The sequence below is a fragment of the Caulobacter vibrioides genome, from assembly GCF_002858865.1.
In the GTDB taxonomy this organism is placed as follows: Bacteria; Pseudomonadota; Alphaproteobacteria; order Caulobacterales; family Caulobacteraceae; genus Caulobacter; species Caulobacter vibrioides.
Genome location: NZ_PJRR01000014.1, coordinates 295,975 through 311,312 on the forward strand (window position 1 = coordinate 295,975; position 15,338 = coordinate 311,312).

General features: G+C 66.5%; 17 protein-coding genes and 1 pseudogene. 7 read left to right on the plus strand and 11 right to left on the minus strand.

All coding sequences use genetic code 11. The features are described 5' to 3' along the window. Nucleotides 1–49 precede the first annotated feature (49 nt). Nucleotides 50–514 carry a tRNA (cytidine(34)-2'-O)-methyltransferase gene (locus CVUC_RS11085; protein WP_012639987.1) on the plus strand — a complete coding sequence of 155 codons (465 nt, stop codon included), beginning with the start codon at nucleotides 50–52 and terminating at the stop codon, nucleotides 512–514. Here the strand turns inward: CVUC_RS11085 and CVUC_RS11090 are convergent. Both CVUC_RS11090 and CVUC_RS11095 read right to left on the minus strand, forming a co-directional pair. Beyond that, nucleotides 511–933 (minus strand): hypothetical protein, encoded by a 423-nt coding sequence (locus CVUC_RS11090; protein WP_024265559.1) that lies wholly within the window; start codon nucleotides 931–933, stop codon nucleotides 511–513. The two genes, CVUC_RS11085 and CVUC_RS11090, sit on opposite strands and share 4 nt — an antisense overlap. 98 nt (nucleotides 934–1,031) lie before the next feature. Continuing rightward, a complete protein-coding gene (locus CVUC_RS11095) occupies nucleotides 1,032–1,769 on the minus strand; it encodes a glycosyltransferase family 2 protein (RefSeq protein WP_096032402.1) in 738 nt (245 codons plus the stop codon). 56 nt (nucleotides 1,770–1,825) lie between these two features. On the opposite strand from CVUC_RS11095, the gene CVUC_RS11100 reads away from it, so the two are divergent. Genes CVUC_RS11100 through CVUC_RS11110 form a run of 3 tightly spaced genes read left to right on the plus strand, consistent with a single transcriptional unit; the run spans nucleotide 1,826 to nucleotide 4,763 of the window. Next, nucleotides 1,826–3,505 carry an ArnT family glycosyltransferase gene (locus tag CVUC_RS11100; protein WP_096032401.1) on the plus strand — a complete coding sequence of 560 codons (1,680 nt, stop codon included), beginning with the start codon at nucleotides 1,826–1,828 and terminating at the stop codon, nucleotides 3,503–3,505. After that, a complete protein-coding gene (locus CVUC_RS11105; protein WP_096032400.1) occupies nucleotides 3,502–4,401 on the plus strand; it encodes a hydroxymethylglutaryl-CoA lyase in 900 nt (299 codons plus the stop codon). Before CVUC_RS11100 ends, CVUC_RS11105 begins: the two co-directional genes overlap by 4 nt. Beyond that, nucleotides 4,398–4,763 (plus strand): hypothetical protein, encoded by a 366-nt coding sequence (locus CVUC_RS11110; RefSeq protein ID WP_096032399.1) that lies wholly within the window; start codon nucleotides 4,398–4,400, stop codon nucleotides 4,761–4,763. Before CVUC_RS11105 ends, CVUC_RS11110 begins: the two co-directional genes overlap by 4 nt. 219 nt (nucleotides 4,764–4,982) lie before the next feature. On the opposite strand, the gene CVUC_RS11115 is transcribed toward CVUC_RS11110, so the two are convergent. Genes CVUC_RS11115 through cysS form a run of 6 tightly spaced genes read right to left on the minus strand, consistent with a single transcriptional unit; the run spans nucleotide 4,983 to nucleotide 10,503 of the window. After that, nucleotides 4,983–5,909: a glycosyltransferase family 2 protein gene (locus CVUC_RS11115; RefSeq protein WP_010918353.1), complete on the minus strand. Its 927-nt coding sequence runs from the start codon at nucleotides 5,907–5,909 to the stop codon at nucleotides 4,983–4,985. Then, nucleotides 5,909–7,876, minus strand: a complete 1,968-nt coding sequence (gene thrS, locus CVUC_RS11120) for a threonine--tRNA ligase (protein ID WP_096032398.1) — start codon at nucleotides 7,874–7,876, stop codon at nucleotides 5,909–5,911. The genes CVUC_RS11115 and thrS overlap by 1 nt, the downstream gene beginning before the upstream one ends. Then, nucleotides 7,873–8,127, minus strand: a complete 255-nt coding sequence (gene yidD, locus CVUC_RS11125; protein ID WP_010918351.1) for a membrane protein insertion efficiency factor YidD — start codon at nucleotides 8,125–8,127, stop codon at nucleotides 7,873–7,875. Before yidD ends, thrS begins: the two co-directional genes overlap by 4 nt. 52 nt (nucleotides 8,128–8,179) lie before the next feature. Continuing rightward, complete coding sequence (locus CVUC_RS11130; protein WP_010918350.1) at nucleotides 8,180–8,641, minus strand: iron-sulfur cluster assembly scaffold protein; 462 nt, start codon at nucleotides 8,639–8,641, stop codon at nucleotides 8,180–8,182. 6 nt (nucleotides 8,642–8,647) lie between these two features. Further along, nucleotides 8,648–9,109 (minus strand): SRPBCC domain-containing protein, encoded by a 462-nt coding sequence (locus tag CVUC_RS11135; RefSeq protein WP_010918349.1) that lies wholly within the window; start codon nucleotides 9,107–9,109, stop codon nucleotides 8,648–8,650. Between the two features lie 2 nt (nucleotides 9,110–9,111). Then, nucleotides 9,112–10,503 carry a cysteine--tRNA ligase gene (gene cysS / locus CVUC_RS11140; RefSeq protein ID WP_096032397.1) on the minus strand — a complete coding sequence of 464 codons (1,392 nt, stop codon included), beginning with the start codon at nucleotides 10,501–10,503 and terminating at the stop codon, nucleotides 9,112–9,114. Between the two features lie 195 nt (nucleotides 10,504–10,698). Here cysS and folE point away from each other — a divergent pair, with 195 nt between their 5' ends. Then, the gene (folE, locus tag CVUC_RS11145; RefSeq protein ID WP_010918347.1) at nucleotides 10,699–11,337 is read left to right on the plus strand and encodes a GTP cyclohydrolase I FolE; all 639 of its coding nucleotides are present in this window, start codon (nucleotides 10,699–10,701) and stop codon (nucleotides 11,335–11,337) included. A 5-nt stretch (nucleotides 11,338–11,342) separates the two neighbouring features. On the opposite strand, the pseudogene CVUC_RS20420 reads toward folE, so the two are convergent. Together CVUC_RS20420 and CVUC_RS11155 are read right to left on the minus strand one after the other, a co-directional pair. Beyond that, nucleotides 11,343–11,488: pseudogene (locus CVUC_RS20420) on the minus strand (hypothetical protein); the annotation flags it as partial. Then, on the minus strand, nucleotides 11,485–12,369 hold the full coding sequence (locus CVUC_RS11155) for a DUF817 domain-containing protein (RefSeq protein WP_096032396.1): 885 nt from the start codon (nucleotides 12,367–12,369) through the stop codon (nucleotides 11,485–11,487). The gene CVUC_RS11155 and the pseudogene CVUC_RS20420, both read right to left, overlap by 4 nt. 90 nt (nucleotides 12,370–12,459) lie before the next feature. On the opposite strand from CVUC_RS11155, the gene hisI reads away from it, so the two are divergent. After that, nucleotides 12,460–12,879 carry a phosphoribosyl-AMP cyclohydrolase gene (gene hisI, locus CVUC_RS11160; RefSeq protein ID WP_010918345.1) on the plus strand — a complete coding sequence of 140 codons (420 nt, stop codon included), beginning with the start codon at nucleotides 12,460–12,462 and terminating at the stop codon, nucleotides 12,877–12,879. Further along, nucleotides 12,866–13,492: a LysE family translocator gene (locus tag CVUC_RS11165; RefSeq protein WP_010918344.1), complete on the plus strand. Its 627-nt coding sequence runs from the start codon at nucleotides 12,866–12,868 to the stop codon at nucleotides 13,490–13,492. Before hisI ends, CVUC_RS11165 begins: the two co-directional genes overlap by 14 nt. A 109-nt stretch (nucleotides 13,493–13,601) precedes the next feature. Here the strand turns inward: CVUC_RS11165 and CVUC_RS11170 are convergent, their stop codons facing one another. Then, nucleotides 13,602–15,296, minus strand: a complete 1,695-nt coding sequence (locus CVUC_RS11170; protein ID WP_096032395.1) for an alkaline phosphatase D family protein — start codon at nucleotides 15,294–15,296, stop codon at nucleotides 13,602–13,604. Nucleotides 15,297–15,338 lie beyond the last annotated feature (42 nt).

Below are 15,338 nucleotides of genomic sequence, written 5' to 3' on the forward strand. Positions count from 1 at the left end.
TTCGATTCGTGGCAAAGCCCCTGCTGCCCTTGTGGTTGGTTCGCTTATTATGCGCATCGCACTTTTTCAACCAGGCATTCCCCAAAACGTTGGGGCCTGCATCCGACTGACAGCCTGTTTCGGCTTAGGGTTAGACGTGATCGAGCCCTGCAGTTTTCCTTTGAACGACAAGAGTTTGAAGCGTGCGGCCCTGGACTACGGCTCTTTGTCGCACCTGACCCGCCACGACAGTTGGGAGACATTCCTTAAGGCGCCGGAACGCGTTGACGGGCGACTTCTGCTGTTCACGACCAAGGGCGCGACTCCGTTCCACCGGTTTTCGTTCGAACCCGGAGATACGCTGCTGTTCGGCAATGAGAGTCGTGGTGCGCCGGAAGAGGTTCACGCTGCGGCGCACGGCCGAATCGTCATTCCGATCCGCCCCGAGGCGCGCTCGATGAATCTGGCGACGACGGCCGCCATGGCGCTGGGCGAGGCCCTGCGCCAGACGGGCGGCTTCCCCGAGGCGGGTTAGTTATCGCCGAAATCCACGTCCCGCCGCGCCGCCACGATGGTGACGATAAAGCCGGCCAGCACGTCCAGCAGCACCATCAGGGTGATCAGGAAGAAGGTCGAGGTCGCGAAGGCCGGGGCGAGCAGAAACTCGACCAGGCACAGGATGAACAGCACCATCGACAGCGAGTGGTTGATGATCGCGATCTTGCGGCTGGTCGTCGACTTCAGCAGCTCGACGAACAGCACCACCAGCGAGGCGGCCATCAGCAGATCGCCCAGGCTGACCGCCCAGTCGGTGCGCGAGGTCATATGGATGGTGAACAGCGCCTCGTTCATCCGAGCCGTCGCGTCGGTGGCCTTGAAGCCTCCGGTCAGCGTCAGGGCGACGAGATTGTAGACAATCACCGGCAAGGCCAGCAGCGGAACGGCCGCGAACATCGAGCTTCCCCCTCCGGCGTCCACGCGAGGTGTGGTCGCCATGGTTAAGGCCTAGCCGGAAATTCGGCTTCGGTGAAGCCGGCTCGCCTGACGCGCGCCTAGACCTCGTCGACGCCCTGCGGATTGCGCGCCCGCGATTGCAGCCACATCACGCCCAGCAGGTCGGAAATCGACGCCTTCAGGCGGCCTAGGTTGGTGTACTTCGACACGCCGGTCTCGCGGTGACGGTGATTGACCGGCTGGAACGCGACCTCGTAGCCCTCGCGCAGCATCAGGGCCGGGATGTAGCGGTGGATGTGATCAAAGTACGGCAGGCGCAGGAACGCCTCACGGCGGAAAGCCTTAAGGCCGCAGCCGGTGTCCTTCGCCGTATCCTTCAACAGCCGCTTGCGCACGCCATTGCCGACCTTCGAGGCGAAACGCTTGGCGCTGCTGTCCTGGCGCTTGACCCGCTCGCCGCCGACCAGGGCCAGGGTCTCGGGGCCGGCCGCCAGGGTCTTGGCCAGACGCGGCGCGTCGGCAGGATCGTTCTGGCCATCGCCGTCCAGGGTCACGATGATCCCGCCCCGCGCCGCCAGGATGCCGCTGCGCACGGCGCGGCTCTGGCCGGAGTTCTTGCGATGGCCCAACACGCGAAGCTGCGGGATCTCGGCCTTCAAGGCGATCAGCCGCGCCTTGGTGTCGTCGCGGCTGGCGTCGTCGACGAAAATCATCTCGTAGTTCTCGCCGGCGAAGGCGACTGCGATCTCGCGGGCCAGCTTCGGCGCAGCCTCGCCCTCGTCAAAGACGGGCACGACGACGGAAAAATCGGGAGCGGAGGCGCGGGCGGCGTTCATCGCCCTCTAATACCGGAAAAATTTCCCCACGAAAGGATCGTGCTAAAGCAGGCGGTATGACGCTTGAATCTCGCCTCGACGCCTGGAGCCGGGGGTGGCGCGCGCCGCTGTTCGCCGCGCTGGTCGCCCTGATCGCCGGCCTGCCCGGCCTGTTCGCCATGCCACCGCTGGACCGCGACGAGTCGCGCTTCGCCCAGGCCACCTCGCAGATGCTCGAGACGGGCGACTATGTGGTCATCAAGTTCCAGGACCAGCCGCGCTTCAAGAAGCCGGTCGGCATCCACTGGATGCAGGCGCTGAGCGTCACGGCGCTGTCCGACGCCGAGGCGCGCCAGATCTGGGCCTATCGCATTCCCTCCCTGCTGGGAGCCATGCTGGCGGCGGCGGCCTGCGCCTGGGGCGCGGCGGCCCTGTTCGGCGCCCGCACCGGCCTGTTGGCGGGATCAATCCTAGGGGCGACCTTCCTGCTGTCGTCCGAAGCCTTCATCGCCAAGACCGACGCCGCCCTCTGCGGCGCGACCACCCTGGCCATGGCGGCGCTGGCGCGGGTCTACATGGCCCACCTCAAGGGCGAGCCCTCCAGCAAATGGACCAAGCTCGCCTTCTGGCTGGGCCTGGCGCTGGCGGCCCTGATCAAGGGCCCGGTCGGCCTGCTGGTCGCTCTCTTCGCGCTGGTGTCCCTGGCGATCTGGGACCGCAAGGCCGGCTGGATGAAGGACCTGGGCTGGACCTGGGGCCTGATCCTGTTCGCCGCCATCACCCTGCCCTGGGCGATGATGATCACCGTCGCCACCGACGGCGCCTTCTGGGGCGCGGCGGTCGGCGCGGACCTGGCGCCCAAGCTGGCCGGCGGTCAGGAAGGCCACTCGGGCCCCTTCGGCTACCACACCCTGCTCGCCCCCCTGCTGTCGTTCCCCGCGACCCTGCTCTTGCCGGCCGCTCTGGTCGTGGGCTGGTCGCAACGCAACGAACCGGGCGTGCGCTTCGCCCTCTGCTGGCTGATCCCGACCTGGCTGATGTTCGAGCTGCTGCCGACCAAGCTGGTCCACTACGAACTGCCGGCCTATGGAGCGCTGGCCATGCTGATGGCCGCCGCCGTACGTGAACCGATCGGCGCGCGGTCGCGCTGGATCGGCGGCGCGCTGTCAGTCCTGATGGGCGCGGTGCTGGCGGCCGTGGCGATCTATGGCCAGACGGTGTTCGGCGGCGCCGGCGATCTGGTCTGGACGATCATCGCCGCCGGTCTGGCCTTCGGAGCCGGGCTCGTCGGCGCTGTGCTGCTGCTGCGGCGGCAGTCGGTGCGGGCCCTGGTGTTCGCCGGGGCGCTGGGCGTTGGGGCGCATATCGCGTTGACCGCCGGCCTGATACCGCGGCTGGAGCCCTTGTTCCTGTCCAAGGACCTCGCCAAGGCGCTGGACTCCGCCCGCCTCTCCCCCCGTTCAGGCGCGCCCGGTCCGGTGGCGGTCACCGGCTACGCCGAGCCCAGCATGATCTTCCAGCTGGGGACGACCACGGAGCTGACGGACGGCGCCGGGGCGGCTCAGGCGGTCGCCGAAGGCCGGCCTGCCATCGTCGAGGCGCGGGAGGAAAAACCCTTCCAGGCCGCCCTGGCCAAGCTCGGCTTGACCGCCAAGCCTGCGGCCGTGGTCGAAGGCTTGAACTATTCCGACGGCGACGAAGAGCGCCTGACGATCTATCGCGGCGAACCCATCGCCCCCCAGGAGGCCCAGCCATGAGCCGCTTCATCCAGATCGTCGAGGTCGGGCCGCGCGATGGTCTGCAGAACGAGAAGACGGTGCTCTCCGTCGAGGAAAAGCTCGACCTGATCGCCAAGCTGGAAGCGGCCGGCGCCCGGCGCACCGAGGTGGTGTCGTTCGTCAATCCGAGCCGCGTACCGCAGATGGCCGGCGCCGAGGAGATCATGGCCGCCCTGCCCGCCGATCTCGTCCACTCGCGCATAGGCCTTGTCTTGAACATGCGCGGCTGGGAGCGGTGCGTGTCGACGGGATGCGACGAGGCCAATGTCGTGGTCTGCGCCTCGGACGGCTTCGCCACCCGCAATCAGGGCTCGACGACACGGCAGCAGGTCGAAACCCTCGCCGCCATCGTCGAGCGCCAGGCGACCGAAGGCGGCCCGCCGATCACCGCCACCATCTCGGTGGCGTTCGGCTGTCCGTTCGATGGCGAGGTCTCGCAGGATCAGGTCGTCGCCATCGTTCGCGAAGCCGCCGCCCTGGGCGTGCCCGAGATCGCCATCGCCGACACCATCGGCGTCGCCGACCCCTGGACCGTCCGCCGGCGGATCGAGGCTGTCCGCGCCGCCGCGCCGGACACGCGCCTGCGGATGCACTTCCACGACACCCGCAATACGGGCCTGGCCAACGCCTATGCCAGCGTCGAGGCGGGGGTGGACGTGCTGGACGCTTCGGTCGGCGGCCTTGGCGGCTGCCCGTTCGCGCCGAACGCCACGGGCAATATCGGCACCGAGGATCTGGTTTACATGCTGGAACGCGCCGGCTTCGAGACCGGTTACGACCTGGCGGCGCTGATCCAGATCGGCCGCGACATCAGCCAACGCCTGGGCAAGGCTCCCGCCTCGTCCCTGGCCCGCGCCGGAGGCTTCCCCGCATGAGATCCCTGGCCCTGCTGCTGGCCCTCGGCCTGTCCGCCTGCGTCGCCGCGCCCGTCGCGGACGCGGGTCCCGCGCGCTGCGACGTGACGATCAAGTTCGGCAGCTATGGCGCAGGGATCGACCATGTTCTCGCCGACAAGGTCGCCGCCGCTATCCAGGTCGACCGCGACATCGCGCGCTCCGAACGCAAACCCTGGGGCCGCGAGGGGGAGTTCGACCAATGCCTGACGGCCAAGCCCGGTCGCGACGTCAAGGCGATGTACGAGCGCTACCGGGCGATGCTGCCGGCCAGGAACCTTAAGGCGCCGACCTCGATCGAGGGCCCGGATGGCCTGAGGTTCGAGACCATCGCGCCGATGTAGGCGGACGTTTGCGGGCGGTCTTGGGTGGATTGCGGGCCAAGGTTTCCTTCTCCCCTTGCGGGAGAAGGTGTCAGCGAAGCTGACGGATGAGGGGTTGAAAAGCCTCTCAGGATAGCCGAGCGCGACCCCTCACCCGACCGCCTTTGGCGGCCACCCTCTCCCGCAAGGGGAGAGGGGAACATGTCCGTCCAGGGCCGTTGGCCGCCCCCAGCCCTGCCTCTAGATCGGCCGGCCCGTCAGTTTCCACAGCAGCGGGCGGCACACGCTCATCAGCATGATGGCCGGCGCCAGCAGCACCGCCGCCGCGAACAGCTGCAGGCTGTCGGCGCGCTTGATGAAGTAGCGGGTCAGGCCCACGCCCTTGTGGAACTCGACCTTCACCGGGTGTTCCAGGCTGGTGTGGCCCAGGTGAACGACCTCGGCGTTGGGCTGGAACAGCACCTGGCCGCCGGCGCGGCGTGCACGCCAGCACAGGTCGATGTCCTCGACATGCAGGAAGTAGCCCTCGTCAAAGCCGTTCAGCGCGACGAAGTCGGCGCGGCGCATGGCGAAACAGGCGCCCGAAATGGTCGGCATCGGCACGGGCGCGCCGGGCAGCGGTTCGTTCTCGCGGTGGATCTCGAACCCGGCCAGCTTGGGATAGCGGCGGGTCAGCTGGCCAAAGCTCAGCACGGTGCTGATCGGTGTGACGTCACCTCGACGACCGCCGCGCTGTTCGCTGCCGTCGGTGTTCAGCACACGTGCCCCCACGATCGTGGGCACGGGCTGGCCCTTGAAGGCCGTCACCAGCGAGGCCACGCAGCTGGGCTGCAGGTTGGCGTCGGGATTGAGGAAGACGATGTACTCGCCGCCGGCCGTCACCGCGCCCAGATTGGCGCCGCGCGCGAAGCCGACATTGCCGTGGCCCTGTTTGAGCACGACGCGCGGCTCGGTCAGCGCCAGCGAGCGCAGCATGTCCTCATCGCGCGAGGACGAGCCGTTATCGACGATGATGAACTCATCGACCAACGGCTCGGCCAGCACATGGCGGATGCTTTCGACCAGCGCTTCGCCCGTCCGATAGACGACCATGACGACAGACACGTTCGGACGAGCCGGACGCGCACCAACGGCAAGGGTCGAGACGGACGGGAGAATGCTGTTCATCAGGCGGTCACGGCCTCCTGGACGGCCAGGGCCCGCGCGACGTCAGGCGGCGTGGCGTCAGACTTCAGCACGCGCAGCGCCTCTTCAAGCGACAGGACGCTCTGACCTTCGCCGCCGAGGCGACGAAGGGCCAATTGCCCCGTTTCCGCTTCTTTACGTCCCACCACGGCGATCACTGGCACCTTCGCGAGGCTGTGCTCGCGAATCTTATAGTTAATCTTCTCGTTTCGCAGGTCCAGCTCTGCACGCATGCCCAGTTTCGTCAATTTCTCAACGACCTCACGGGCATAGTCATCGGCGTCAGAGGTAATCGTGGCCACGACGATTTGCGTCGGAGCCAACCACACGGGCAGAGCGCCCGCGAAGTTTTCCAACAGAATGCCGATAAAACGCTCGAAGGACCCCAAGATCGCACGGTGAAGCATCACCGGACGCTTCTTCGAACCATCCTCCGAAACGTACTCGGCGTCCAATCGTTCCGGCAGCACGAAATCAAGTTGCAGCGTGCCGCACTGCCAGACGCGGCCGATGGCGTCCTTCAGCGAGAATTCCAGCTTGGGGCCATAGAAGGCGCCTTCGCCCGGCTGCAGGGTCAGGGTTTCACCAGCGGCCTCGGCGGCGGCGGCCAGAGCAGCCTCCGCCTTGTCCCAGGTCTCGTCCGTGCCGGCGCGCAGCTCGGGGCGCGTCGAGAACTTGGTGTCCGCCAGCGTCATGCCAAGGTCGTTATAGACCGAGCGCAACAGTTCGATGAACCGGGCGCTCTCCTCGGTGACTTGCTCCTCGCGGCAGAAGATATGGGCGTCGTCCTGGGTGAAGGCCCGCACCCGCATGATGCCGTGCATGGCGCCCGACGGCTCGTAGCGGTGGCAGGCGCCGAACTCGGCCATGCGCAGCGGCAGCTCGCGATAGGACTTCTGGCCGACATTGAAGATCTGGATGTGGCCGGGGCAGTTCATCGGCTTGACCGCCAGGACCTCGCCCTCGGCGCTTTCGCACATGAACATGGCGTGGCCGAACTTTTCGGCGTGGCCCGACTTTTCCCACAGGCTGCGATCCAGGATCTGCGGGGTCTTCACTTCCTTGTAGCCGGCCGCGTCGAGGCGGCGGCGCATATAGTCCTCAAGCACACGATAGAGGGCCCAGCCCTTCGGATGCCAGAACACCATGCCCTTGCCCTCTTCCTGGATGTGGAAGAGGTCCATGGTCTTGCCCAGCTTGCGGTGATCGCGCTTCTCGGCCTCCTCGATGCGCTTCAGATGCGCTTCGAGATCGGCTTCCGAGGCCCAGGCCGTGCCGTAGATGCGCTGGAGCTGGGCGTTGTTCTGGTCGCCGCGCCAGTAGGCGCCGGCCAGCTTCGTCAGCTTGAAGGCCTTGCCGACATGCTTGGTCGACGGCAGGTGGGGACCCCGGCAGAGATCCTTCCAGTTCCCCTGGCGATAGACCGTGATCGTATCGGTGTCCGGCAGGTCACGGATGATCTGCGCCTTGTACTGCTCGCCGATCCCGTCGAAGTGGGCGATCGCCTCGTTGCGATCCCAGACTTCGCGCGTGATCTTCTCGTCGCGGTCGACGATCTCCTTCATGCGCTTTTCGATCTTTTCCAGATCGTCCAGGCTGAACGGCTCGTCGCGGGCGAAGTCGTAGTAGAAGCCGTCCTCGACGTTCGGGCCGATCGTGACCTGGGTGCCCGGGAACAGCTCCTGCACCGCCTCGGCCAGGACGTGGGCGGTGTCGTGGCGGATGGTGTCTAGCGCCTCGGGCGCCTCGCGCGTCAGGATCTCGAACTTGCGCTCGCCCGTCAGCAGGTCAGGCGTCAGCGGACGGTCCAGGTCCAGAACCTGTCCGTCCAGCTTGATCAGCAGCGCCTTCTTTTCCAGCGATTTGGAGATAGCGGCGGCGACATCGCGCCCCGTCGCGCCGTCAGGATACTGACGCGACGAGCCGTCGGGGAAAACCAGATCGATCATTCTTCACATTTCCACTTGCGTGGCTGGTGTCGCGGCGGCGGCGGGTCGTAGCCCGATCCACCAAACGGATTGCAGCGGCAGATCCGTCGCAACCCCAGCCAGGAGCCCTTGAGCGGGCCATGATCCTTAAGAGCGGCGGCCGTGTACTCCGAACAGCTCGGTGTAAAGCGGCACTGACGCCCGATGAGGGGCGAGAGCGTCAACTTGTAGGCTCTAAGGCCCAGGTCGACGGTGCGTTCGTAGAAGGTCATGCCGGCGCGCGAATTGTTGCGATGCGGTTACACACCCCGAAGGGGGTGGCGATCAAGCCGCGCCGGCGGTGCTAGTTCGCGTTTCACCGGCGCCTGTGGCCTTACGGACAGCCTCGACCGTCGCCTCGAACGCCAAAAGCGTCGAAGCGTGACGAGCGGGATAGTCCTTGACCGGCTCCAGCACGGCGAGCTCCGCAAACCGGCCCGCGGGAGGCGAGCCGTTCGTCTTCAGCATAGCGGCAAGCGAGTCGCGCGCCAACTCGATGTCCGAAAGTTCCGCACCGATCACGTGGGCGCCAAGGATCGCGGCTGCGGCCTGACCCAGCGCGCAGGCCGAAACGTCCTGGGCGTAGTCGATGACCTTGCCATCCTTGACCATCACATCGACCGTGATCCGGCTTCCGCAGAGCTTGGCGGTCTTCTCGGCGCTGGCGTCGGGCGCCGCCAGACGCCCCGCACGCGGCATGTTGGCCACGAGCCCCAGGATCTTGGCGCTGTAGAGGTCGTCGATCATCGTCGCCTAGGTGGGGTTGCTGGAGCGTTCGGACCAGACAGCTTCGGCCCGATCGCGCACCGCCTCGCCCATCTGGGTGAACGCCGCCTTCAGCCGGCGACGCTCGTCGCGGCTGACGAACCGCAGCAGCATGCCCATGAACAGCTCACCGTTCGAGAAGGTGGCGTTCGCGGGCCCCATGGCCTCGATCTCGAGATAGCGGATCGCGGTGACGAAACCGCCCAGCCGGTTCGAGCGCCAGTGCAGCTGCTCGTAAGGCACCCAGTCCTGGACCACCGGCTGGATGACCATCGGCGCTTGGCCCGGCAGATGCTGCTCCAGCACCAGGGTGGAGCCCACCTTCATAACGCCCTCGGCCCGGCGATAGAGCGGATTCCAATGGGTCCAGCCCTCGAAGTCGGAGACGACCTCCCAAATCACCTCGGCCGGCGCCTGGACCCCGATGCGATGCTCGACAGCGCGCTGCATGGTCAGTCCTTCATCCGCCAGGTGGCGCCGGCGGGGCCGTCCATGACCACCACGCCCAGGGCGTCCAGCTCACCGCGAATGGCGTCGGCGGCGGACCAGTCCTTGGCGGCGCGGGCGGCGACGCGCTTGGCCAGCAGGTCTTCGACCTGGGCCTTCAACTCATCCGAAGCGTCGCCTTCGAACCAGGCGTCCGGATCGGCCTGCAGGAAGCCCAGCAGGGCGCCGGCTTCGAGCAGGCGGGCCTTATTGGCCGCGATGGCGACAGTGTCGCCGGCCGTGACGGCCTTCTCGATCGCGCTCGACACTTCGAAGAAGGCCGAGGTGGCCAGCGGCGTATTGAGGTCGTCCATCAGGGCGGACATCACCTCGGCGGGCGCCTCCATGGCCTGGTCGGGCGCGACATCCTTGGCGCGACGCAGGGCGCCGTAGAGGCGGTCCAGCGACTTCTTGCTCTGCTCCAGAAGCTCGGGCGTCCAGTCCAGCGGCTGGCGATAGTGCGCCGACAGCAGCGCCCAGCGGATGACCTCGCCCGGCGTCGTCTCCAGCAGTTCGTGCGGGATGATGACGTTGCCCAGGCTCTTGGACATCTTCTCCCCGCTCATGTCGAGGAAGCCGTTGTGCATCCAGTAGTTGGCCAGCACCGAGGTCTTGTGGGCGCAACGGCTCTGGGCGACCTCGTTCTCGTGGTGCGGGAAGGTCAGGTCGATGCCGCCGGCGTGGATGTCGATCGTCTGACCCAGCGCCTTGTCGATCATGGCCGAGCACTCGATGTGCCAGCCCGGACGGCCCGCGCCCCAGGCGCTTTCCCACTCGGGCTCGTTTTCCTTAGAGGGCTTCCACAGCACGAAGTCGGCCGGATGGCGCTTGTAGGGCGCGACCTCGACGCGGGCGCCGGCGATCATCTCGTCCAGCGGCCGGCCCGACAGCTGGCCGTAGTCGGCGAAGCTCTGGGTGTCGAACAGCACATGGCCCTCGGCGGCGTAGGCGCTGCCGTTCTCGACCAGCTGGCCGATCATCTCGAGGATGGCGCCGATATGCTCGGTGGCCTTCGGCTCCAGGGTCGGCCGCAGCGCGCCCAGGGCGTCGGCGTCCTGGTGGTAGGCGGCCAGGTAGCGATCGGTGATCACACTGATCGGCACGCCCTCGTTGGCGGCCTTCTGATTGATCTTGTCGTCTACGTCCGTGACGTTGCGCGCATAGACCACCGCGTCCTCGCCATAGAGGTGACGCAGCACCCGGAACAGCACGTCGAACACGACCACAGGCCGGAAGTTGCCGATGTGTGCGTAGTTGTAGACCGTCGGACCGCAGACATACATCGTCACCCGCTGGGGATCGGCGGGAACGAAGTCGCGCTTCTCGCGCGTCAGGGTGTCGTGGATCTTCAGGGTCATGACTCTGGGTTCTGACGTAGAGGAAGGGTGTTGCCCACCCCGTAATCGGCCCCATATAGCTTTCTGTTACGGCCAGGGCCACGGCGTGATGCGTCTAAGTTTCCGGCCCGGCCGTATGTGAAACGGGTGGCACGCGTCATTCCGAGGCGATCGGCGTCTCGGCGCAACTCAGCCCGTGGAAAGAAACCCTCCAAAATGGACGCACTGACCCGCGAGCGAACCCTGATCGGCTCTGACGACACGACCGGTCTTGATCTTGAACCCGTTCAGCGCCCTTCCAAGGACGAGGCCATGGCCGCCGTGCGGACGTTGCTGGCCTGGGCCGGCGACAATCCGGAGCGCGAAGGCCTGATCGACACGCCCAAGCGCGTCGTTGAGGCGTTCGACGAGTGGTTCGCCGGCTATCACGGCGATCCGGCCAAGGAACTGTCGCGCACCTTCGAGGACGTGCAGGGCTATGACGACATGGTCATGCTGCGCGGCATCGACGTGCAGAGCCACTGCGAGCACCACATGGCGCCGTTTCTGGGCAAGGCCTGGATCGCCTACATGCCGACCGGCAAGGTGGTGGGCCTGTCGAAGCTGGCGCGCCTGGTCGAGATCTTCGCCAAGCGTCTCCAGACCCAGGAGACCATGACCATGCAGATCGCCGACGCCATCGAGGATCACCTCTCGGCCGCCGGCGTCGCCGTGCTGATCGACGCCGAGCATCAGTGCATGAGCACCCGCGGCGTCCACCACCACGACGTCTCGACCATCACCACCCAGTTCCGCGGCGTGTTCAAGACCGACAAGGTCCTGCAGCAGCGCTTCATGGATCTGGTGAAGAAGTAACAGCAAAAACCCGTGTCATCCCGGACGGCCGCAGGCCGATCCGGGACCCGGGGGCCAAATCCAGTGCGACTGCCCCTGGGTCCCGGCTCTCCGCTACGCTGCGGCCGGGATGACACGCGATGATCTTGCTCAGGCGATAGCCGCCCCTCAAGCCGCTCGCCAGATCCCCTCGCGGATCCTAGCCACGCAAGCGTGCACCGGCGGATGCACCAGCGTCACCAGGACGAAGCTGATCAGCATCAGCAGGTACCAGGCGCCCATCTTCTCGAACGGCACCATCTGCCAGCCGTCGGCCTGGTTGGGATAGATCCACGCCCCGGCGAAGGTGCCCAGGTTCTCGGCGAACCAGATGAACAGCGACACCAGCACCGCCCCCATCAGCATGGGCATGCGACGCGCGGTCTGGTCGGGCGTGAACACGAACCAGGTGCGCCCGAACAGCAGAACCGACAGCGCGAAAAGCCCCACCCGGATGTCGATCATGTAGTGGTGGGTGAAGAAGTTGGCGTAGATCAGCACCGCCAGGATGTGGGTGGTCCAGAACGGCGGATAGCGGATGAAGGTGATGTCGAACAGTCGCCAGATCCGCGCGATATAGCTGCCGACGCAGGCGTACATGAAGCCGGTGAACAGCGGCACGCCGCCGATCCGCAGGACGCTGTCCTCCGGATAGATCCACGAGCCGTGCGCGGTCTTGAACAGCTCCATGATGGTGCCGACCACATGGAACATGAAGATCACCAGCGCCTCGTCCCAACGCTCCAGCTTCAGCGCCAGCAGGGAAGCCTGGATGGCGATCGCGGCGACGACGAGAAAGTCATAGCGGGCGATCGGGGCGGCCTCGGGCCAGAAAAGCTTGGTGCCGACCAGCAGGGCCAGCATCAGCCCGCCGAACAGGCAGGCCCAGGCCTGCTTCAGGCCGAACAGAAGAAACTCGTAGGCGTAGCCGTTCCAGCGCGACTTCCGCGCCCACGGCCTAGCCCGCTCATCCAGCGTCGCCACGCCGGCCTTGATGCGGTCTTTCAGGTTCATCGCGTTCCACGGAGCGCGTCGCCGCGCTCCGTCCCCCAGAAGCGGCGCGGAAACTAGCGCAGACCAGCGGCCTGCGCCATATGTGGCGCCATGAGCACCGACCTGTTCCCCCAAGCCCACAGCAAGCACGATCTGGAACGGGGCTTTGCCCTCGCGCCGCGCTTCAACGCCGACGGCCTGGTCGTTGCGGTGGCCCAGCACGCCGACACTGGTGAGATCCTGATGCTGGCCTGGATGAACGCCGAGGCGCTGAAGCTGACCGTCGAAACGCAGATCGCGCACTACTTCAGTCGCTCGCGCAACGAACTCTGGAAGAAGGGCGACACCAGCGGCCAGCTGCAGGACGTGGTCGAGCTGCGGGTCGACTGCGACCAGGATGCGGTGCTGCTCAAGGTGCGACCGCGCGGCGACGGCGGGGCCTGCCATGTGGGCTTCCGGTCGTGCTTCTATCGTGTGCTGGAGAACGGGGTGCTGGTCGAACGCGAAGCGCCGCTCCATGACCACGCCTGAGGCCCTGATCGCCTTCACCCTGGCCGCAGGTCTCTTGACCCTGACGCCGGGCCTGGACACCGCGCTGGTGATCCGCACGGCCGCCGCCGAAGGCCCGCGTCGCGCCGCCGGCGCGGCGATCGGGATCGGACTGGGATGTCTGATCTGGGGCGCGGCCGCCTCGTTCGGAGTCGGCGCCCTGCTGACCGCGTCCCAAACCGCCTACACGGTGCTGAAATGGGTCGGCGCGCTTTATCTGGCCTGGACGGGCCTGCGGATGATCCTGAAGCCGCGCGAGGCGTTTGAGCCCGGCGAGACCAGGGCCGTGGACGCAGGTCCGATGGCGGCGCTGCGCCGGGGTCTGTTGACCAACCTGCTCAATCCCAAGGTCGGGATCTTCTACGTCTCGTTTCTGCCCCAGTTCATGCCGGTCGGCGTTGATCCGGCGCGCTTTGGCCTTCTGCTGACGACGATCCATGTCGTGGAGGGCCTGTTGTGGTTCGCACTCTTGATCGCGGCCACCGTCCCGATCGCAGGACTTTTGCGACTGCCGGGGGTGGTCCGTTGGCTGGACCGGACCACCGGCCTGGTGTTCGTGGCGTTCGGACTGCGCCTGGCGCTGGACCGGCGCTAGAGCCTGTCTGGTTTAGATGGAAACCTCTAAACCAGATAAACAGGCTCTAATTCATAGACTTAGAGCGCGTTCGAGCGGTTTAACCGCTCACACTTAAACCTAACGCCCTCTAAGCCTCGCGCAGCGCCTCCACCCCGCCGTCAGCCGAGGGCGTGACCACGAAGCGCTTCATCGCAGCCAGCTCGTAAGTCGGCTTCATGATGGTCGAGACCGCCATCAGTTCGCTGGTCGCCTTGCCGTGTTCGAGCGTCAGCAGCACGAAGCCCTTGGCGCTGGGGTGGGCGTACTTCACTTCCTTGTTGCGCTGCACGAAGGCCTCGCCGATCGGCACGCCGGGCAGGTAGTCGCCATAGCCGGGCGAGGTAACCGAGGTGGTCCCGAACTCGACCGCCACGCGCTTCTGGCCCGCGTCGTTCCAGAGTTCATTGGCCCAGAACATGTGGCTGTCGCCGGCCAGCACGATCGGACGCGCCTTGGCGGCCGTAAAGATGTCGTAGACCCGCTGGCGATCGGCCGGATAGCCGTCCCAGGCGTCCAGATTGGACGGCACGTCGAAGGCCGACATCGCCACCGACTGATCCACCCGCTTACGCGCGTATTCCGGCAGCTTGGCCTGCAGGTCGCCATAGGCCGCCTCGCCCATGGTGGCCTTCAGGTTGGCCGAGGCGACGCGCGCCATCACCACCTGGTTGCCGAGAACCTGCCAGGCGGTCTTGGCCTGGACCGAGGCGCCGACCTGGCCGGCCAGCCACTGTTCCTGTCCCTCGCCCATCATCCGGCGCGACGGATCCTTCCACTTGGCCACGAAGGCCGCGACATCGGGCTTGCCATCGACGATCGGCATGTCCCGGTCGTAGCTCAGCTCGGGGGTGCGGGCGGTCAGCCGGGTCTCGACCATCAGCAAGGACGCGACGTCGCCGAACTGGAACGACCGCCAGGCCGCTTCCGGCAGGGCCGCTTCGCGGATGGGCATCCACTCGTAATAGGCCTTCAGGGCGGCGGCCTTGCGGGCCGTCCAGTCGCCCTCGCCCTTGTCGGGATCATGGTTCTCGGCGCCGCCGACCCAGCTGTCGTTGGCGGTCTCATGATCGTCCCAAGCCACGATCCACGGCGCGCGCGCGTGGGCGGCCTGCAGAGCCGGATCGGTCTTGTACTGCGCGTGGCGGCGACGATAGTCGTCCAGGGTGACGATCTCGTGCGGCGGCTCGGGCGTGCGGGACTTCGCCACCGGCGAGTTCATGCCGTAGTCCTGCGGCGCGCCGCCATACTCGTAGATGTAGTCGCCCAGATGCACGACGGCGTCGACGCGCGGCAGCTTGGCGATGGCGTCGTAGGCGTTGAAGTAGCCGTTCGGATAGAGGCTGCAGGAGACCACCGCCAGCACCGCGTCCTTGGCCGCGCCCTTCACAAGGGTCTTGGTCCGACCGACCGGCGAGGTGACCCCATTGGCCTTGAAGCGGTACCAGTACTCGGTCCCCGGCTTGAGCCCCTGGCCATCCAGGTCGTGCTTGACGGTCCAGTCGCGGCTGGCGCGGGCGCGAAGGCCGCGGCTGGCGGTGACCAGGGTCTTGAAATCCGGGTCGGCGGCGACTTCAAGATCGACGTCGATGTCGCCGGTGGTCGCCTGCTTTGGCGTCACACGGGTCCAGAAGATCACATAGGTAAGGCCCGGATCGCCGCTGGCCACGCCGTGCTCAAAGGCGACGGGGCCCTTGAAGTAGCTGATCGGTTGAGCGGCGGCCTCACCGGCGGCGGCGCCCGAAACGCCCAGCAAGCCCAACAGTCTGCGACGATCGATGGTCATGATGTTCTCCCCGGATGCCCTTCTAGAGCCCCTTCCGATCTG